This window comes from Bradyrhizobium sp. UFLA05-89 (assembly GCF_059803475.1).
Genome location: NZ_JBANBA010000046.1, coordinates 1 through 18,721, shown reverse-complemented (window position 1 = coordinate 18,721; position 18,721 = coordinate 1). Strand labels below are relative to the sequence as shown.

20 protein-coding genes and 1 pseudogene are annotated in these 18,721 nt (G+C 60.7%); 8 read left to right on the top strand and 13 right to left on the bottom strand.

The genetic code is table 11. The features are described from left to right. Window positions 1–97: 97 nt before the first annotated feature. Window positions 98–568, bottom strand: a complete 471-nt coding sequence (locus tag SO139_RS23300; RefSeq protein ID WP_498540635.1) for a hypothetical protein — start codon at window positions 566–568, stop codon at window positions 98–100. Between the two features lie 1,096 nt (window positions 569–1,664). On the opposite strand from SO139_RS23300, the gene SO139_RS23295 reads away from it, so the two are divergent. Together SO139_RS23295 and SO139_RS23290 are read left to right on the top strand one after the other, a co-directional pair. Next, window positions 1,665–2,141: a redoxin domain-containing protein gene (locus tag SO139_RS23295; protein ID WP_498540634.1), complete on the top strand. Its 477-nt coding sequence runs from the start codon at window positions 1,665–1,667 to the stop codon at window positions 2,139–2,141. Window positions 2,142–2,173: 32 nt separating this feature from the next. Beyond that, window positions 2,174–3,619, top strand: coding sequence for an MFS transporter (locus SO139_RS23290; RefSeq protein ID WP_498540633.1), 1,446 nt, complete (start codon window positions 2,174–2,176; stop codon window positions 3,617–3,619). 58 nt (window positions 3,620–3,677) lie between these two features. Here SO139_RS23290 and SO139_RS23285 read toward each other — a convergent pair whose 3' ends face one another. Genes SO139_RS23285 through SO139_RS23275 form a run of 3 tightly spaced genes read right to left on the bottom strand, consistent with a single transcriptional unit; the run spans window position 3,678 to window position 5,099 of the window. Continuing rightward, the gene (locus SO139_RS23285; RefSeq protein ID WP_498540670.1) at window positions 3,678–3,815 is read right to left on the bottom strand and encodes a helix-turn-helix domain-containing protein; all 138 of its coding nucleotides are present in this window, start codon (window positions 3,813–3,815) and stop codon (window positions 3,678–3,680) included. 47 nt (window positions 3,816–3,862) lie between these two features. After that, entirely contained in the window at window positions 3,863–4,402 is a 540-nt protein-coding gene (locus SO139_RS23280) for an MFS transporter (protein ID WP_498540632.1), read from the bottom strand. Next, window positions 4,335–5,099, bottom strand: a complete 765-nt coding sequence (locus SO139_RS23275; protein WP_498540631.1) for an MFS transporter — start codon at window positions 5,097–5,099, stop codon at window positions 4,335–4,337. Before SO139_RS23275 ends, SO139_RS23280 begins: the two co-directional genes overlap by 68 nt. Window positions 5,100–5,623: 524 nt before the next feature. Between SO139_RS23275 and SO139_RS23270 the strand changes: the two genes are divergently transcribed. Further along, on the top strand, window positions 5,624–6,205 hold the full coding sequence (locus SO139_RS23270; RefSeq protein ID WP_498540630.1) for a helix-turn-helix domain-containing protein: 582 nt from the start codon (window positions 5,624–5,626) through the stop codon (window positions 6,203–6,205). Window positions 6,206–6,566: 361 nt separating this feature from the next. On the opposite strand, the gene SO139_RS23265 is transcribed toward SO139_RS23270, so the two are convergent. The 4 genes from SO139_RS23265 to SO139_RS23250 form a co-directional block, all read right to left on the bottom strand. Continuing rightward, window positions 6,567–7,568: a hypothetical protein gene (locus SO139_RS23265; RefSeq protein WP_498540629.1), complete on the bottom strand. Its 1,002-nt coding sequence runs from the start codon at window positions 7,566–7,568 to the stop codon at window positions 6,567–6,569. Between the two features lie 686 nt (window positions 7,569–8,254). Further along, window positions 8,255–8,632, bottom strand: coding sequence for a c-type cytochrome (locus SO139_RS23260; protein ID WP_498540628.1), 378 nt, complete (start codon window positions 8,630–8,632; stop codon window positions 8,255–8,257). Beyond that, complete coding sequence (locus tag SO139_RS23255) at window positions 8,629–8,850, bottom strand: GMC oxidoreductase (RefSeq protein WP_498540669.1); 222 nt, start codon at window positions 8,848–8,850, stop codon at window positions 8,629–8,631. The genes SO139_RS23260 and SO139_RS23255 overlap by 4 nt, the downstream gene beginning before the upstream one ends. 529 nt (window positions 8,851–9,379) lie before the next feature. Continuing rightward, a complete protein-coding gene (locus tag SO139_RS23250; RefSeq protein WP_498540627.1) occupies window positions 9,380–9,505 on the bottom strand; it encodes a hypothetical protein in 126 nt (41 codons plus the stop codon). 305 nt (window positions 9,506–9,810) lie between these two features. Between SO139_RS23250 and SO139_RS23245 the strand changes: the two genes are divergently transcribed. The 3 genes from SO139_RS23245 to SO139_RS23235 all read left to right on the top strand — a co-directional run bounded on the left by SO139_RS23245 (window position 9,811) and on the right by SO139_RS23235 (window position 12,151). Then, window positions 9,811–10,104, top strand: a complete 294-nt coding sequence (locus tag SO139_RS23245) for an L-histidine N(alpha)-methyltransferase (RefSeq protein WP_498540626.1) — start codon at window positions 9,811–9,813, stop codon at window positions 10,102–10,104. Window positions 10,105–10,329: 225 nt separating this feature from the next. Continuing rightward, window positions 10,330–10,719: a S16 family serine protease gene (locus SO139_RS23240; protein WP_498540625.1), complete on the top strand. Its 390-nt coding sequence runs from the start codon at window positions 10,330–10,332 to the stop codon at window positions 10,717–10,719. Between the two features lie 478 nt (window positions 10,720–11,197). After that, window positions 11,198–12,151, top strand: coding sequence for an AraC family transcriptional regulator (locus SO139_RS23235; RefSeq protein WP_498540624.1), 954 nt, complete (start codon window positions 11,198–11,200; stop codon window positions 12,149–12,151). An 842-nt stretch (window positions 12,152–12,993) separates the two neighbouring features. On the opposite strand, the gene msrA is transcribed toward SO139_RS23235, so the two are convergent. The 5 genes and pseudogenes from msrA to SO139_RS23210 all read right to left on the bottom strand — a co-directional run bounded on the left by msrA (window position 12,994) and on the right by SO139_RS23210 (window position 16,198). Next, window positions 12,994–13,506, bottom strand: coding sequence for a peptide-methionine (S)-S-oxide reductase MsrA (gene msrA, locus SO139_RS23230; protein ID WP_498540623.1), 513 nt, complete (start codon window positions 13,504–13,506; stop codon window positions 12,994–12,996). Window positions 13,507–13,508: 2 nt separating this feature from the next. After that, window positions 13,509–13,952, bottom strand: a pseudogene (gene msrB, locus SO139_RS23225) (peptide-methionine (R)-S-oxide reductase MsrB). 326 nt (window positions 13,953–14,278) lie between these two features. Then, a complete protein-coding gene (locus SO139_RS23220) occupies window positions 14,279–14,605 on the bottom strand; it encodes a redoxin domain-containing protein (protein ID WP_498540622.1) in 327 nt (108 codons plus the stop codon). Between the two features lie 207 nt (window positions 14,606–14,812). Next, complete coding sequence (locus SO139_RS23215) at window positions 14,813–15,748, bottom strand: LysR family transcriptional regulator (protein WP_498540621.1); 936 nt, start codon at window positions 15,746–15,748, stop codon at window positions 14,813–14,815. Window positions 15,749–15,958: 210 nt separating this feature from the next. Further along, window positions 15,959–16,198: a hypothetical protein gene (locus tag SO139_RS23210; RefSeq protein WP_498540620.1), complete on the bottom strand. Its 240-nt coding sequence runs from the start codon at window positions 16,196–16,198 to the stop codon at window positions 15,959–15,961. A 1,342-nt stretch (window positions 16,199–17,540) separates the two neighbouring features. Between SO139_RS23210 and SO139_RS23205 the strand changes: the two genes are divergently transcribed. Then, window positions 17,541–17,792, top strand: coding sequence for a hypothetical protein (locus tag SO139_RS23205; protein ID WP_498540619.1), 252 nt, complete (start codon window positions 17,541–17,543; stop codon window positions 17,790–17,792). A 60-nt stretch (window positions 17,793–17,852) separates the two neighbouring features. Beyond that, a partial coding sequence (gene clpX / locus SO139_RS23200) for an ATP-dependent Clp protease ATP-binding subunit ClpX (protein WP_498540668.1) occupies window positions 17,853–18,721 on the top strand: 869 nt, incomplete at its 3' end.

The following is an 18,721-nucleotide window of genomic DNA, read 5'->3' as shown; positions in this document are numbered from 1 at the left end:
GCGCCGCCTCCGCTAACTCACGCGCGGGTCTTACTGCGATCGAAGAGTTAGGTGGCCATATGTGGCCTCGATCGTAGTGTCAATAGCTACAGTCTATTCAACCACGACACAGCTTTCTTGCGATCGCATCTGCAACGCGATGCGGCGCCAAATCGGAACCGATTCTCACATGGTAGTTCCGCGTGGCAAGTTTCGCGCGCTGGGCGGCGCTCACCTCGGGCGCGCTGAGAACTGAGGTCGTCAGCAAGAACCCAGCGGCGAGAAACCAGTAGTGCCAGGCGTCAAACCCAGTAAAATGGAGAGCAGAGGGGGCAGTGATGGAGATTGCACCCAATGCGCGGTCCACCCAGAGATGCAGCCAGTAACGCATGACCCAGAGGAGCCCGGTCGCATGGTCCGTGAAAGCCGGCAGCAGCACTGCCGCGCCGCGGGGCACGGCCGAAAGCCACAGCGCGACAGGACTGCTCTTGACTGAGTTCAGCCGGACTGGTGCAACCATCAAGACGATGGCAACAGGATAGTCGATTAGGTAGGTGTGGATAGACTTCGCGATGAAGCGAAAGGGCATGGCGCAACTCCTTCATGCTGGGCTGCTCGATCGAGTTCTTGGACATCGAGAGTAGGGGCCGCACACACGAACGCGGATCGACCGCGTTGTGATCGATGGGCCCCCGTGCTGCCACCAAGTATCGATGAGGTGTATGGGGAAGGTATTCCCGTCTGTGCGTTGTTAGAAATGCCGGATCGCTATTGTTTTCATTCTCTCCGGCCCGGGTCTAAAGCTTTCAGACGGTAACGACCCGCGCAGGAGGTCAGACGAGCGCTCGAGTAGAAATGTCTTTCTACACACCTGTGGTTCTTCGGGTGTTCGGCGGGTTGCTTGATGCGGTTGGTGCGCTCCTGGGACCGTCGACCAATAAGCTTGAACTCGATGTGGTCTCTGGCTGATTGTGGTGCGATAGCGACGGACGCAGAGTCAGGCAACCAATAACCGATTTGACATTCGAGCGCACGGCGCCACGTTGGAATAAGGCCATGCGATGAACAAAGACATCGCACTCTGCAGGAGTCGGAAATCCGTTGGTCAGGCTAGTCAGCCCCTGAACCGATAACCGAACATGGCGTAGTGATTATGTCGCCCGACGCGACAGTACGCTTGAGGAGTGGGTTGCCTAGGTGAGTTGCGGACAGGCGGCACGGTCTTCGCCGGCTGGAGACTAGAGCAGCAGCCGTCTCTACGTACGCGCTCGACACCTCATCGTCGCTGTAAACGCGTGGGAATGGAAACAATATCTCCCCAGTGAAATGCCGGGGTGGAACGGGTTTAGAATCCCTGCAGATCCGGCTGGTGGCATTCCTGCTATGGCATCACGCGGTGTGGCAAGCGGCAATAACGATCGTCTATCGACTCGATGCCAAGTTGTGATTTCCCTCGCTTGCGCTGCAATGTCATTCTCCAAAACGTCGTCATAGAATTTCGGTGCCGCGACCGACACGCGATGCCGGATTGAGAAGTCAGGAGGCTCGCAACGACGTCATCGAAGCCGTCACGCCTCTCGGAGGTGGGATCAGCGAAGTTATCCTATTCCCGGATGCGACAGGCGTTCTCGCGGGAACCGCGGGCACTTTGAGCGCCAGGCAGCTCAAACAACGGAGCAATTGTGATGCTGCGAAATGGCGATGTCTTTCCTTCTCTTACCTTTGATCGCGTCGGTGGCTGCAAAATGCATTTACCTGGCGATCTGGCCAGTGGGTTCGGTGTGGTCCTGTTCCGCCGCGGTTCCTGGTGTCCGTACTGCAACGCCCAGCTTGCCGCTTTCGCGCGAGCGGCAGACAAATTCGCTGGGGAAGACATCAAGGTCGTCTCGGTATCGGTAGACGATCGGGAAAAGTCGGAAACGCTCGTCGAAAAGCACAAGCTAGGTTTGCCAGTCGCTTACGGCGCCAACGCGCGAGCGGTTTCCGCAGTCACCGGCGCCTTCGTCAATGACGGTCCCGTCTGTCTCCAAGCGACCGGCTTCGTCCTCAATCCCGAAGGCCGGGTGGTTACTGCCGTCTATTCGACCCGCGCGATCGGCCGTCTGATGCCCGACGATGTGCTCGGTTTTGTCCGCCACCTCAAATCTTTGGCAAAGAACTGACGACCAGCGGCAGATAGCGGAGAGGTCGATGAATGGCACAGCCGTTTGTAGAGCCGTGCAGCCGCGGCGTTATCGATGCGGAATCGGGCCCGGGAGAGCTCGGACGGGGAGAGGCGGGTCGGCACCGGGGCATTGTGCTGGCCGCCTGCGTGCTCGCATCCTCGATGGCGTTCATCGACGGGACGGCGCTGCCCGTCGCGTTGCCGAGATTGCGCGCTGATCTCGGTGCGGACCTCGCCTCCATTCAATGGGTTCTCAACGGGTATATGCTGGCGCTCGCCTCGCTGACATTGATCGGCGGCGCGCTCGCCGATGTTTACGGCAAGGCGCGCATGCTCGCGCTCGGTTGCGTCCTGTTCGGTCTGGCGTCCGCGATTTGCGCTCTGGCGCCTTCGCCCGCCTGGTTGATCGCCGCGCGCTTCGTTCAGGGAGCGGCCGCAGCAATCGTCACCCCCGCCAGTCTCGCCCTGATCGGGGCCACCTATCCGCGCGCGGAGCGAAATCGAGCGATCGGAGTATGGGCCGCTGCATCGGCTCTTACCACCGCCGGAGGTCCTGTCCTGGGCGGCTGGCTAACCGAAACCCTTGGCTGGCCCTCCGTGTTCTGGATCAACCCGCCGCTCGCGCTCGTAGCAGTGGGAGTTCTGCTGGTCTTCGCGCCCAAAGATGGCCGCATCCGACGCCCGTTCGACGTGATCGGCGCCACGATCCTGGCTTCCGCGCTTGGGGCGCTCGCCTGGGCGCTCAGCCAGATCGGACCTAGTGAAGCTCAGGGCGCCGCGGACGCTCCGGCCCGGACAGGCACGGCGCTCGCGATCGTCGCCGGGCTCGGCATTGTTGGGCTCGCGGTCTACGCGTTCTGGGAGCGCAGAAGCGAACACCCGATGACGCCGCCCCGCCTAGTTGAGAACCACGCCTTCCTCGGGCTGAACGTCGCGACCCTGATGATCTATACGGGGATCTCGATCATGTTCTTCCTGCTACCTTTCGATCTCGTCGATCGCCGCGCTCTGTCGTCGACCGATGCCGGGTTGGTATTCCTGCCCTTCACGCTCGGCGTGGGACTCCTGTCGAATGTCTTCGGCAGGTTGGCGGACAAGATTGGCGCGCGAACCATGCTTATCGCGGGACCGGCAGGGGCCGCTCTGGCGTATGTTTGGATGGCGCTCGGTCAGAAGGAACCTTTGATGCTTGGCGTTATCGCACCCATGACGCTGCTTGGCCTGTCGTTCGCAGTGCTCGTGGCACCGCTCACCGCATCCGTCATGTCGAGCGTTGACCAGACGAACGAGGGGCTCGCCTCCGGCATCAACAATGCGGCGAGCCGGATTGCGCAGCTCATCGGCGTGGCGCTGGCCGCCGGTGTCGCGTCTTTCGAATCTGGCTACGAGGTCGGTCTCGCCGTTGCCGCCGTGACCTCGATCGGCGGCGCCCTTACGGCTGCAATAACCCCGACTCCGGCCACCACCATCTTCTAAGGCGTATTCGACACGACCGTTCGCCACGCGAGCATAACTCTGCCCCCATTGGTGAGCGTTACGCCACCAGGGTGACGTATAAAGCAACCCCGACTTCATCTTCCAACTCTCGGATGCCACGGCTGATCGTCGATTCCTGTACCCCGAGTTCGGCGGCGGCACGTCGAAAGCCACGTTTGGCTAGCGGCGAACACATCGCCACACAACCTTCGACGAGGTGCAGGCGTCCCGCATTCGGAGACGCTACCTGAACCGACGAGCGCTGCTGGTCGCGGCTCCCATCAGAGCGAAGGCCATTCCGGCGGCCAAACAAAAGACCGCGCCATAATCTCCGCCCAAGCCGAAGATCAGTGAGACCAACGCGGAACCAAGCGACCATCCGACGTAGCGAGCCGCAGCATTCATCCCACTTGCAGCCCCGCTACGCCCTATGGGTCCAGCCGTCATCATCGCCGTGTTGTTTGGGGTCTGGAAAAGACCAAAGCCGATACCGCAAAGCGCCAGCCGCCATACGACATCCCACTTCGCCGGAGTTGTCGGCAAGAAGACCGTCAGAAGCAAACCGGCCGCCAACAACGCCAAACCAATGCTACAAAGCACCGAGGCGGGGTAGCGGACTGTCAAGCGACCGGCGATCGGAGCCGTGACGGCAGTCATGAACGGCCAGGGCGTCAGAAGAAAACCTGTTTCCACGGCCGAAAGATGCATCCCCGTCTCAAATAAAAACGGCAAGGAGACGTAAGCCAGAATTTGTGCTGCATAGGAGCAGACAGATGTCCACATCGATAGGGTGAACAGAGGTACACGAAAAAGATCGAATGGCAACATTGGCATAGGGTGCTGGAGCTGTTGTCGAACGAAGAGGCCAAAACAGAAAAGACCTGCTACGATCTCTCCCATCGCAATGCGCCAGCACCCAGCGCGCGACATCGACGACGAAAAGCCCGAACGCTAACGCATTGAGAGCGGTCCCGGTCAGATCGAGAGAGCGAGCAACCCGAATGTCCGGTGGTGCAGGTGCAATAAATAGCGGTACCGCGAGGCCGAACGGCGCATTCACCAGAAACAACCAGGGCCATTTTGCGACGGCAAGTATTGTCGCGGCCATGGTAGGCCCCAATGCTCCGGGTATCGCCACCGCTAATGCGACGAGCGCGAGGCCCTTACTGACCATGCGGTGCGGATAGATCACACGTACGAATGCAACGCCGGCCACAGAAACGCCGGCCGCTCCAGCGCCCTGAATCAAGCGCGCACTCACCAGCATCGGCAAGGTTGGAGCGAAAGCGCAACCCAACGACGCGAGAACAAAAATAGCTAGACCGGCGGCATAAACGCGCTTCAGACCGAGTGACTCGGCCAGACTTGCAACGGGCAACAAGCATACCGTTGCCGAAAGCTGATAGGCATTCACGACCCAAACGGTCGCCGCGTCACTGCTTGCGAATGAACGCGAGATATTTGGCAAGGCGATATTCACGATCGCGCTTCCGAGGGAACTTAGAGTAAGTCCAAGCAAGATGCAGAGCATTGCCCGGCGGCGCTTCGACGCGGTTAAACATTCGACGCCGCCCATCAGGATGCAATCTCCGGCGCGAAGTGTTTAGTGTTATGCGAACAGTTGAGTTGTGTTGGCCATAACTGCACACCAGTGACCGGTATTCTCTTCAACATGAGGTCTCTCGTTAGAGGTGTCGGGATCGACATGGGCAACACGGACTGCGACGGGACGCTCGACCGGCTCATCGCGCAATGATGCCAAGACGTGTCAACGATGAGTGGCCAATCGACGTATATGACGCGCCAAGCGCAGCTACCGATGCCGTTCAGGACTCTTAGCAGGACGTTCCCCCGAGGTGCGGCCGTCGGACTGCACGCACATGAAGAAGCACAAGTGATCTTTGCTGCTTCGGGATGCTCCAGGTCTACACCGTATCAGGACGCTGGTTCGTCCCGCCCCAACTTGCACTCTGGATGCCAGCCGGCATACCTCATCGGGTCGACATGCTTTCCGATACCGAATTACGGATGATCTATTGGCACCCATCGGCTTTACAGAAGTGGGCGCCGGAAAGGCCACTCGATTACATATTCGCCTTGGCGGTTACACCGCTTCTACGGGAATTAATCCTTGCCGCCTTCAACGTCGATACACAGTCCGAAAAAGCCGAGCTTGCCGTCCGCTTGATTCTTCACGAGCTTACCGAGACACCCGACGTTCCGGTGTTCCTTCCGATGCCAACAAGCATGGTCGGAAGACGCGTCGCTGATCTGGCGTTAGCGGATTCGCAGATGCTACTCGGCATAAGTGACCTTGCCGTTCGCGCCGCAACGTCGATTCGTACGATCAGCCGCATGTTTCCATTAGAAACGGGATTGACCTTTAAAGCCTGGCGACAAAGAGCAAGAATAGCCCTCGCAATCGATCAACTCTCTGCGGGGCGGGCGATCTCGCAGGTCGCGGCGGATGTGGGCTTTGGCAGTACCTCGGCGTTCTCGTTTTCCTTCCGACAAGTAACAAAAGTGACACCGACCACCTTTCTTCATCATCTCCGACATGAGAAAGCGGCAGCGCGCTTTAGATAGCTCGAGTGAGGAATCCCTGGGAGGATCGCACGGGAAAAGTGGGCCTTCGCTCCGAAGATCGGCCCGAAGATTATCACGTCGAAGGCCTCGACTGGTGCCGTGCACCGCGCCCGTCTCTCACGCAGTCACCGCCACTCTGCTGAGTGACGTTGCCGCCAGTCACGACGATTTCAGAGCCTTCGTTGGTCGCCGGACGCTGGTCATCGCTTCGCTCCGCCACAAGACGAGACGCTCCGTTGTTTCCCGGAGCGTCCGACAGGAGACAAAAAAGGAGAAACTCTCACACGGCGCGCCACCCCGGTCGGGGATTCCCGCGCTTTGCGTGGAGCGGCGTATACGAGCACGATAATCACTTCGCAAGTCACGAAGCCAATGCACCGATCCTGACGCCGGACATTCCCGCGATGATCGCGGCCGCGACGATGGTGCTCGTCGCGACGCAGACACCCCAAAGGCGGTCGGCATTACGTTGATCGACACCGTGTGCGATCAGTACCACTCTTAGCCCTGAAGCAAGGTGGCTCAGGACGAAGAAGGCGCCGAGCGCGTAGTGAGGCAGCAGACGGATATTCCATGCGTCATGAATTAGCCCAGTCGGGGCTCCGATCGCGAAATTCCAATCCGTCGATATGCCGAGAAAGCCTCGCGCGTAGACGAAGACCGAATTCATGTGGCCGAGAATGAACAGTGAGAGATAGGTTCCCGAAGCCACCTGATAGGTCCGCTGGAAGTCATGCGCCGCGGCGCTCCACCGCCATGCCAGAAAGAGGCCGGTGCCAATCTGGAAAACCATGGTCGCCACCAACAACGGTTCACCTACGGCAGAGCGATAAACCACCCGTCCGATCTTCATAACGGCCGCATGCGCATCCGGCCCTATCAAGCCGAACAGATGATTGGTGAGATGAAACACCACATATATGGACAGGACCGCGGCCGTTACCCCGTGGACAACCCGCCACCCCCCGACTGCAGGCACAGTTGCAGCGACCGGATCTCGCGCAGACTGCGACCAGATCGTGATCCCGAGCCAAATCGCGCACCAGACGACCTCGTCGGGAATAGGACTCTCGATCAAGGTCTGGACGACGCCGAGAAAGACATAGAGCGTTGGCGAGACGACGCTGACATAAGCGAGGCGTCTTGAACCGGGGTCGGACGTGGGACGACAAGCCAGAGCGATCCCAAGAAACGGCACGACGAACGCAACGACCAGGATGAAGGTCGCGCTGGCGATTGCGAGCGGTGGTGGGCTTACGGCTTCCGTGCCGACGACAGCGTGAAAAGCATTTAGCAGAAATGGATAACAAATCGCCGCCGCCGTGGGAACCAGAGCCAAGGAGTCAAAGCGCTTCTCAAGCAACCTCTTGCGATTCCGCGGGAGAATTAATGCTTCCATCATCAACCTATAGAGTCGCCACAAAGAAACCGATGTGCGAGACGATTTACAAGACAGTTTTGAAAACTCGCCTTTGCGTGTCGCCTTGCGTCAGCGCATCGAGTCTTGATCGTTTCGATGTTCATATAAACTCACAAGGCAGAGTCGCTTCTTTATTTTTCTCCTATTTCCCTGCCGGGTTACGTGGCCGAAAATGTCACCTCTCGCTTTCAAAAATAACGAAATGTCTCTTTTTGACGATCACCGTCATCGTTGAGCCAGTGAAAGCGCCGATCGGTGTCAAACCAAAGGACGAAGGAGCCGAAACTTCCGCAGAGGCTGGTGCAGCTTACGGAGAACTGATCTCCGAACTTAGCATGTCGGGCGTAAGTCGCTCGCCAAGAATCCTCCCAGGCTCAAACCCCTTGGACCGTTCGAGCACTTGGCGCGTCGAGATAGTCGTCCATGGCGTGCCTGATGCAGGGCATCAGGGACGCCATGACAGGAACAGTGATGTCATAGTCCGGGCGGACACGCTGACCTCCATGCGCTCGTGGCTTCAATCAATGTCGAAGCGGCCGCGCGTGCTCTGCCGGTCCAACACATTAGTCGGCGTATCGATGTTAATGTCCAAATGGATGGTGTCTTGCTGACGCTCGCTGAACGAGCCGCTACTTTAACGTGGCAAGATAGGCAACGAGGTCGGCCCGGTCCGTTGGGTTGTTCAGCCCAGCGTAGGGCATCCTGTTTCCGGGAACCACCTTCTGTGGCGATTCCAGATACGCGTCGAGGATCTTCGTATCCCAGACAATATTGGACATCTTCATCGCGTCACTGTAGTGGAAGCTGGGAACCGTACCCGACTTCCTGCCGATGATTCCTCCCAGACCCGGCCCGACGCGAACCGCCTGATCCGTAGCGTGGCACGTTGCGCAAGCTTTGAAGATGGTTTTTCCGTGCTCGGCGTCCTGCGCGTAGCTTGGATTCGCGGTTGCTGCCGCAAATACAAGCGCCGCGATAATCGCGCCAATCTTTCCTGCGCCTTTCATTGGGAATATCCTTTCTTTGGATCGGGATTAGAGGTGGCGCGGCCACGCAACGTAATCGTTGAGATCGTCGCCGAGTCGAAGCGCGCCCCTAACGAGCCTGTCGGGTTGTAGCCGGCATTGGAGGGATAGATGGATGCACCGCCGACAAACAGGTTCTCCGCATTCCAGTGTTGCAGATGAGGAGAGACGATGCTGGTGCCGGGATGGCTGCCCATGATCGTGCCGCCTGTGAAACTGCTTGGGTGTGAGCGGCAATTGATAGCCCGGTTCAGGGTTACCCTCTTGCCAGGGGCCGCGCATATAAAGGCGCGCGCCGTTACCGAAACCGCCCCTCACTTGTCGGTCGATGGTCAGCACATCCGCAGGACACATCACGTTGACCATTACCTCGACGAATCCGGCGTCGTCCGGGCCAAATGACAGATAGCCGGGGATTGGCGAAGGCGACTTGGCAGCGAGAGTACTCGCGGAAGCATCCGCGGATTGGGAGAGGGCCGGTCCGAATGCTTCCGCGAGATCCGCGGTTGTCGCGGCGGTGCCTATCAGGACACCCGGAGCCGGCGAAGCAGCCCCCGTGGCAGCGGCAACGCCGAGAGGGCCTTGACGGTTCAGATGGAAGGTTTTGTCGCTCTGGTCATTGGTCATCGGAGTTGCAGTCCACTTTTGTTCCGCGGCATAATTGCGTGATCATCCATGTGCGAGGCGTCCTTCTCTCTGCGCTAAAAGAAGGGTCGCCTCATGCGGAGCTCAGTCTGCCTGACGCATGTTCACGGTCGACCGGCCGAAGCCGCGCCGCTGATCTACGCGAGCGCCGACGGTGGCGGCGAGCAGCGAGACGGCGACAGCCAAGCCGACAGTCCTCGGTAATTTCATCGGGGCTCCTTGCTGCCCGCGCTTCACCACGGCCCGGCGCAATAGTTTCAGTCCTTGTCGAGGCGGCCGCGTGTGTTCGGCCGCGCCAGCAGACCCAAAGATCGGATACAGCGGACGAAATTGGAAATTCCCTTTGGACATGCATTCGATAGCGTGAGGTATCGTCGTCCAAAAGTGCTGTGCGCGCCTGCGTCCGTCCCGTCCGCGATCAGCCGTCGAAGAGTCTGGCGTGTCGGGCGGGGGACATTGATAGGGCATTTCGCGATCACTCTTTTTCAATCGCGTCGCAACGCTTCGAAAACGACATGCGCTGGCCGCGATACGTGCCCTCGGCCGGACAGCTTTTGCGGCACGCCCGCATCAACAGGGAACTCGGGGGCGATTTCCACCTGGATCGCCTCCGGCACGTAGCGAGGTGGAACGACGCCGAAAGAGCGGTCGAGATGCAGCTGCTCAACCTCACAGACCAGTGGGCCTCGATTGGTCAATGCCGATTCCACTTCCGCGAGGGCAAGACGATCCACACAGAGAGTTCGAGGAAATACGATCACGAAGGATTGAGCGCGCTCGCGGAGCGTGCGGGCTGGCGCGTGCCGTAGGCGTCGGAGGACGACAAAGCGGCTGTTCGGTGTGTTCGCGCTCTCGCCTCGGGCCGGGCGAAGTCCGCGCTGACATGTCACCTCGCGGAGGCGCCGCAAAACCGCAACTCAGGAGAGACTCGATGCAGGGCGCGGACCACGTCAACCGCATGCTCTCCGCCGCGCTTGGCGCGCTCCCGCGCGCCGAGATAGTGCATCAGAACTTCCTGAAGCTGCTACCTCGCCATGGCCCGCGCGAGCCGTGTTGGCCTCGACGTGGTTGAAGCAAGCGACATCCACATCCGCGTTCCCGCAGGTGCGACGCCAAAGGACGGACCGAACGCCCGGGTCGCGATGTTCACAGCTCTCGTGTCTCTCGTCACAGGTCCGAAGCGACGGGGCCATGACGTGGGGAATCTCGCTGCGGAACGTCTGTTGCCCATAGGCGGGATCAAGAAGAAGGTCGCCGCGGCCGCGGGCTTGGCGCGCGTCATGCTGCTCGCCCGTACTGCGGCGACTACGGCGGCATCCCTGCGGGCGCCCGGGAGAAGCTTGAGTTCGGGTGGCTCGAACGCGTCGACAACGCGATCGCTGCCGCGTTGGAAGGGGGAGCGACCCCGGCCGCGCCAACGGTAGGTGTTGCGCGGTGACCGAGCAGTCCGCGGTGACAGCACGAGCTGCGCGTCTGACTCCCGCGCGCGTGATCGGTCCGTCACGAACCTGGCTCTGCGATCGAGGCTCGGGGTCTCCTGCTGACGCACGTCGGCATGCGTTCGCGTGAATTCATAAGGCTTCGCCGGTCGCCGAGACGTTTAGCCGGATTATTCATGTTGCGGCTGAATATATCTAATTCGGCTGCAACCACTACTCGGTCAGCCGCGACTGGCTACTTGTTCAGCGTCTTCAGTCGAAGGCAACGAAGACCCAAAATCCCAGATCAGGTTGGAGCGCGGAAGGACCCTTCGCCCGGATGCGCAGGCTGGCTGCCTGCGTGAGAGGGCGTCGTCCCGCTGTCCTGAAGCCGAGCTGATGTGAAGCTGAGCACCATAAAAGGTTTCTGGACGTGGCAGGTGAGCCCTTCTGGCGTATATCGCGACAAGACCTCGACAAGTTGATGACCACGGTGGACATCAACTTCGTCAGGCTGTCGGAGTGCGTGCTTGCGGCGGGTGCCCACCTGGCGGTTGCCCGCGCGGAATCCTCCACCATCCACTACTGCCTTCGAGGCGCCGGGTTCATCATCTCGGACGACGAAACGCCCATACGCCTGACGCCGCACACGCTAGTGATCGTCCCGCCTGGGCGAGCGATGACAATCGCCGCGACGGAGCGCCCGACCGCACCACGGAACGTCGGCAAGCACAGCGAAGGCGCCTTCGCGCCGGGGTCGACGCACCGGCACACCGTCGGAGACGGCGAGCCGACCCTAGTGCTTGCGTGTGGCACCTTCCGAGCCAACTACGGGCCGGCACTGGACTTGTTCGCATCCCTTGCAACGCCCATTGTTGAGACGTTCGACGTGCACGACCAGCTCGACCGGGTAATGGCCTACGCAATGGCCGCGCTCGCGGCGCAGGACGTCGGCGGAGAGCCGATGTCGGCGGCGCTGCTGAAGCTCGTGTTGCTCGCGCTGCTTCGGCGTTGCCTGGTCTCAACGAAAGTGTGGGTGGAGCGCTTCTCGGTCTTGAGCGACCCGCCGATCGCACGGGCTTTCGCCGAGATGGCCTCGCGCCCGTCCCTTCCGCACACCGTGCAAAGTCTGTCGGACGCCGTCGGCCTCAGCCGCTCAGCTTTCATGGTGCGGTTCTCCGCCGCCTTCGGAGAGTCGCCCATGTCACTGCTGCGCCGCGTGAGGATGCGCCACGCCGCTGACCTGCTCGCAGCCAACGCGCTTTCGATCGACCAGGTCGCCCTAAACGCCGGCTACCAGAGCCGGAGCAGCTTTACGCGCACTTTCCGCAGGTACTACGGCAGCGACCCGTCAGAATACCGCTCCAAAGCGCAGCGCGCCCCGTGCTCAAGCGCGACTCCGGCCGAAGATGCGATCGACGAAGCCAACGCCGCGTGAGAAGCGTTCATTCCGCGAGAGCGTGGCCCGACGCCCGCGACCGCCGCGAGGTACGCTAGACGCGACCGGAATCGGCACCCAGGCGTCGAGACTTGGGCAGCGCGAATGGACCGGCCCGCCGACTCTCCGATGAAACTTAAATAAATGTCGGCGCCGGGCAGTTCGCTGCCGATAAGGTAGTCGGGGCCCCGAGGCTGGGATCGATGTAGCCGAGGTCTTTCGCGAGCTCGCGTTCGATCCGCGCCCCGATAGCAGCGGCCGCTTCGCCCATCCTCGCGGCGTCCACCTTGACCGCGACCGATTGAATCGCGGAGCCCTTTGCGTAGTCGTCGTAGGTGGCGTCTGCTACGTCCGAAACAAGATCGAGGGCAAGAGAAGCTCGTTGTTCCGCGGATTGCAGCTTGAGGATGGGTTGGCTACGCTAGTGCGCACGACGCCGCGAAGCGTCTCGGTTGTTGCCACCATGGCGCAATCCTCCGGTGGGCGGGGCAAGAATCTTGGGAACGAGACGGCGACAGCCAGGCCGACGATCCTCGATAATTTCATGGGGTGTCCTTTGCTGCTCGCGCGGCGGCGCAACGGTTTCAATCCCTCTCGAGGTGACCCTATAGCGCTTGGACGACCTCACGCATGTGAATGCATGTCCAAGGGGAATTTCTAATTGCGTCGGCACGTCCGCGCTGGACAGGCCGAAGACGCGCGCCGCGTCCCGGCGTCCAAACCTCACCACCTTGTGGCGTTGTGAGTGACTTCGCGAGGAGCGGCGAGGATCCTTGGCAGACGGCTTGCTACACAGACGCCGCGGAGCTGCGCCCGCCGCAGGCCACCGACTCCGCAATCAGTCAGGCGGCGTTCCTCCGCGGCAACTTCCACTGCGAGCGGACGAAGTGGCAGGTGTAGCCGTTCGGATAGCGTTCCAGATAATCCTGGTGCTCAGGTTCGGCCTCCCAGAAATCGCCAGCGGGCGAAAGCTCGGTCACCACCTTGCCCGGCCACAGCCCCGATTCCTCAACATCGGCTATGGTGTCTTGGGCGACACTGCGCTGATCCTCGTTCGTGTAGAAAATCGCCGACCTGTAGCTTGCGCCCTGGTCGTTTCCCTGCCGGTTGGGAGTCGTCGGGTCGTGGATCTGGAAGAAGAACTCCAGCAGGTCGCGGAAGCTCGTCTGACTCGGGTCGAACGTGATCTCGATCGCTTCCGCGTGCGTGCCGTGGTTGCGGTACGTGGCGTTCTTGACGTCGCCACCCGAATAGCCGACCCGCGTTGAGACGACACCGGGCAGGCGCCGCACCAACTGCTGCATTCCCCAGAAGCATCCCCCTGCCAGGATCGCGCGTTCTGTGGTCGCTGCCATCGTCAAGCCTCCTGCTTTGCGAAGAGCTTCGCGTACTCGCCGTACCCCTCGCTCTCCAAGTAGTTGCGGTGGATGAACCTCAAGCTGGCCGAGTTCATGCAGTATCTCAGCCCGCCCCTGTCGCGCGGTCCATCCAGGAAAACGTGACCAAGGTGGCTGTCACCGTGCTTGGAGCGAATCTCGGTCCGTGTCATGCCGTGCGAGCTGTCAACGTTGCCGACGACGTTTGCGGCCTCAAGGGGCCACGTGAAACTCGGCCACCCCATCCCTCTGTCGAACTTGTCGAAGAATGCGAAGAGCGGCTCGCCGGAAACCACGTCGACGTAGAGACCAGGCTCCTTGTTGTCCCACTATTTGTTAGTGAAGGGGTGCTCGGTCCCGCCAGTCTGCGAGACGCGGTATTGCTCGGGCGTCAACTTCGAGACCGCTTCGGGGTTTTGCTGCATACGCGGTACTCCTTATTGTTCGGTATCAAGATAGGCACCTCGTTGTCGACCGTCCAATCACCTCCGGCTATCGAAACGATGCCGTGAGAATCGACGCTGGAGGTATTTCGATCTGCCGCGGGTCGTATCACTTGCCCGCGGAGAGGGGTCTGACACTGCTGGAAAAAGAGTTTGAATCGGCGCTCGCCGCGATACCGAACGGGCTATGGCGCATGCGTGTACGAGGGACTGCGGTACGACGTCACTGTGCGGAAGCCTCGCGATTGAAAGCGGACCAGACTATTCGCGCGAGCGCTCTCGGGCGACGACGTTGTCAGCTTTAACCTTTATTGGCTGAGGTCGGGCGAGGTCTCTTTGCCTTCCTGTGAAATGCCAGCCGAGAAGGTCGTCGTTTCGTTCTTGGGTACATTCAGGTCCAAGCCCAGGCTCCGGTCAAGCCGCCGCGGGAAGTCCCTCGTCTCGGGTGTCACGACTGCGAGGGTCGCGTCGACGTTCTCGAACCCATCCTTCGCGACCTGCAGCGCGCACAGCTCGGCGGTACAGAACGGACACCAGCCGCCTCGGACGAAACTCAGGACGGGGGATCCGCTGCCGCGCAGTCGCTCGGAGGAGTGGAGACGGCCGTCGGCGTCTGGGAGGAGAAGGTCCGGCACGGCGTCTCAGACTTTCAACGTCTGCGATACCACGTCCGTGTCGCGCAGCTACCCCACAAGTGTCCCAGTCCGCGGCGCTCAAGGTTGTTAACAGCTCGGTGCGAATCTGGGCGAGTGTCTTGTAGGTCTGGTTTGACACGGGCGGGAGATCGTCAGGCCGCGGATCGATTGGCCGAGAGCGGTTGACCGCCGGCGTGCGTGTCGTGGTCATGCGGTCGCGCTCGCCATCTCCGGCAGCGTTGCGTGCGGCACGCTCCGCTGGGGGACTTTGACCGACCAGTCGCGAAGCCGCGCGACCTTCACGAAACCGTCCAGGGCCGGCGAATAGCGGCGCCCCTGGACAGCCAGCAGCCGCACCTCCCGCGAAATTGGGTCGCCTTCGAGCGGAATGGTCTTGAGCGTCGGAAGGCTCGGCATGTGCTCGGGCGCGAGCATCACGCCAAGGCCAGCTGCGGCCATGTGCTGCAGGTGCAAGTCGTGACCGCTGCAGTGGCCCAGGCGGGACGGTTCCTCGGGGAAATACGACCGTTGAATCTTCGCGGCGACGTCGCATCCGGTGCGTTCCAGCAAGACGGTCTCGCGGAGATCATCGATGCCGATCGAGGGGCGGTTTGCGAGCCGGTGTGTCGGCGCGAGAACCGCGACGTAGCGCTCCTCGAACAGCAACCAGTCGTCGATGCGAGCGGGCACGTCCCGAATCTCCCCGACCATTGCGGCGTTGATCTCCCCCTCAAGCAAGAGGTCGACGAGCTTCTCCGCTGCGTTCTCGCGCAGCTCGACCTGAAGTCCAGGGACAAACGTTTCGATCTCAGCGATCAGATCGAGGACGAGCGAGGCCGAGATAGAGGGGGCGAGGCCGATCCTCAGTGGCGCGACCTCCTTGCGTTGGAATTCCTTGGCTCTGCGACGCGCCGTCTCTGCCGAGGTCAGCGTGCGCGCCAGCATTGGAAGGACTTCCTTCCCAAGGTCGGTGAGCTGCGTCAGTTGGCGCTCGCGGTAGATCAACTGGCCGCCGAGCTCCTGCTCGAGCTTCTGCACCCCCTTGGTCAGGGCGGGCTGCGTGACATTGCACTGCTCGGCCGCGCGGGTGAAGTTGAGCGTGGACGCGACGGCGAGGAAGTAGCGAACTTGATGAAGCTCCATGGGTTGTTCTCCAGTTGCTCCTGCCATGCTGACGAGCCTTTGCACTCGACGATGTGCGGGGCACGCCACAATCATGGCGCATGGATGCGCTTGCATACACACGTTGGAACGGCTCGGTCTATTGGTTTGGACTCACGGACACGCTTTCTGGAGCCTCTGAGAGCCGAGCTAGTGCGTGACGAGGTGGCGAGGACTGGGATCAGTTCGGAGCTACCTGAGTAGGAAGTGGACAAATGCCGGGCGGCAGGCTTTATGGTCATTCCGCTGACGAAGAGCGCATTCACTTTTTATCGAGCCGAAGTCCCAGTCAGGCAGCATCCGCACGAACTGCCCGGCCTCGAGCTCTGCCCACGCGCTGTTTTCGCCCGACGCGGCAATTCCCAGCCCGGCGACGGCCCTTGCCGTGGCTCCTTCGTCGATGGTGATAGCGAGCTGGCTGTCAATGCGCACTGAGGTGATGCGGCCGCGGGAGTTCAGGGGCAGGTTGTCCTTCCATGCTCTGGGTCATGTTCGTGCTCGCGATCCTGATTGCCGCGAGGTGCGGGCCGTCGGCCGCTGTCTCGCGACCCCATCAGGGCAGCCTGCGTTATCGCCGCGAAATTCTCCGGTAAAGCTATGATCTCCATAACCGCGTGTAATACAGAGGTCTGATGATTGGAGTTTGAAGACCTCTTCGCGCCGGCCGAGAGTTCCGCTCGAGCGAATCCTCGTGAACGAGCGCCGCAGTCTGGCCGCAGGACCCAGGCGTGCCTCAGCCGTTCCGATAACGGTCGGCTATCAACTCCATGGCGAGAGGTGATTTTCCTTTCAACCGGCTTGAACTCAATCTGCAACCATCGTCGCCCGCGCACGTGTACGAGTCGAAGTCAGCGTTCTGTTAACGATCGCAGGCCAGGAGGCCCGACATGCAGATCAGAGAGACAATTGACAAACCCTCCACAGCCTCGCCGAGAGCCCGTCTGAGGATGTTATCATGTTCATGGACAGCGCCGGGGTCCCCCGGAGCGCAGCACATGTTCAACGCGAAGTTGCGAGCCTGATTGCGAACCATTCCGGCATGGCTTGTGATTGAGGCTTCCTCCGGACGAAAGCAGTCGCGGGATCGTGGCGGGCGAACTCCGGGGCTCGTCCGAGCCCTCGTATCATCGTCCCGCTCCCTTTGGATGCCCGAGCTCAACCTGCGCTCAATTGACCCGTTGGTGACAATCCCGTCTTAGTTCAGCCGAAATGCACAAAGGCCGAAAGGAGTGAACAGTGCCTTGCCGCTTGGAAAGTTACGGGTCTGACAAGGCCCTGCGATGTCCAGTCTGTGAGGGCAAGTTTGGTCTCGTCCGGCATTATTCGTGGCGAACGCCGCTTTGCTCCATGAAGTCCGTCGATCCCTTGAAGGCGCGCCGGCAAAGTAACCACAATTGGATGGGCTGGTTCCAAATCGCTTTCGACCAGTCGCCCGAAAACCGCGCGCGGGCGTCATGACGCTTCAGAACTCACAACGAGGCAAGGAGTATTTGAAGACAGCGCGGACCTTGCTTCGCCCTGCCAAAATCATGATGGACCAAGCTATTGCGGCTCAACTTAAGGCTCTTGCCGACTACTACGAGCGGCGAGCCGAGAAGCAATACCCTAAACAACCCACGTGCAATAGAAGATAGACCGGCAGAAATGTAGATCTTCTCGCAACAACTCGCGTTGTGGAGTCCGATCATTGGGAGCATCACACTATTCTCATCGCTTCTGCTCTGATCAATGCGTTTACATTCCCAGGCTTGCGGCGGGTCCACGTTAAACAGCGATGTTAACGCCGCTCGCGGCGTTAAACAGCGATGTTAACGCCGCTCGCGCGGTCTCGGCGACTGTACACAGCGAACCCGGTAATGCGGCCGACAAAGAGAAGCCGTGTCGCGCCTACGCAGCCTCATTTTATGAGTCCGAGGTGCTGCGGCAGGCTCCTGCTGGCCGCGTCGACGACGCGCTGGCGTTAACTGCGCTCGATTCCGTGATCAACGCTTTCCAACGGCTGTTGGCGACGAAATCCGGCGGCTGACCATCACTATTCTCTGACAACGACGATGCACGAGGTCTGCAGATGATCATCTTCCCGCTTATGACCACCTGGATGTGGTTTGAGGCCGCCATAGCGGTTCAGTCACTCTCCAAGGATACACTCCGCAAGCTGGCCGCGGGACCGACCGTCTTCATCTGCGACGAGTGCGTCGAGCTCTGCATGGACATCATCCGTGAGGAGAACAAGTCCTCGCTGGTGAAGTCGCGCGACGGTACTCGGACGCCGAAGGAAATCTGCAAGGTGCTGGACGACCACGTGATCGGCCAGAGCCATGCGAAGAAGGTCCTGTCGGTCGCGGTGCACAATCACTACAAGCGCCTCAACCACCAGACCAAGCACAACGACGTCGAGCTCGCGAAGTCGAACATCCTGCTGATCGGTCCGACCGGCTCGGGCAAGACGCTGCTCGCGCAGACGCTCGCCCGCATCCTGGACGTGCCCTTCACGATGGCCGATGCGACGACGCTGACCGAAGCCGGCTACGTCGGTGAGGACGTCGAGAACATCATCCTGAAGCTGCTCCAGGCCGCCGACTACAATGTCGAGCGCGCGCAGCGCGGCATCGTCTACATCGACGAGATCGACAAGATCAGCCGCAAGTCCGACAATCCCTTGATCACGCGCGACGTGTCGGGTGAGGGCGTGCAGCAGGCACTGCTGAAGATCATGGAAGGCACTGTGGCTTCGGTCCCGCCGCAGGGCGGCCGCAAGCATCCGCAGCAGGAGTTCATGCAAGTGGACACCACCAACATCCTGTTCATCTGCGGCGGCGCCTTCTCGGGCCTCGAGAAGATCATCTCGGCGCGCGGCCGGTCGACCTCGATCGGCTTTGGTGCCTCGGTGATGGCACCGGAAGATCGCCGCACCGGCGAGATCTTCCGTCACGTCGAGCCCGAGGATCTCCTGAA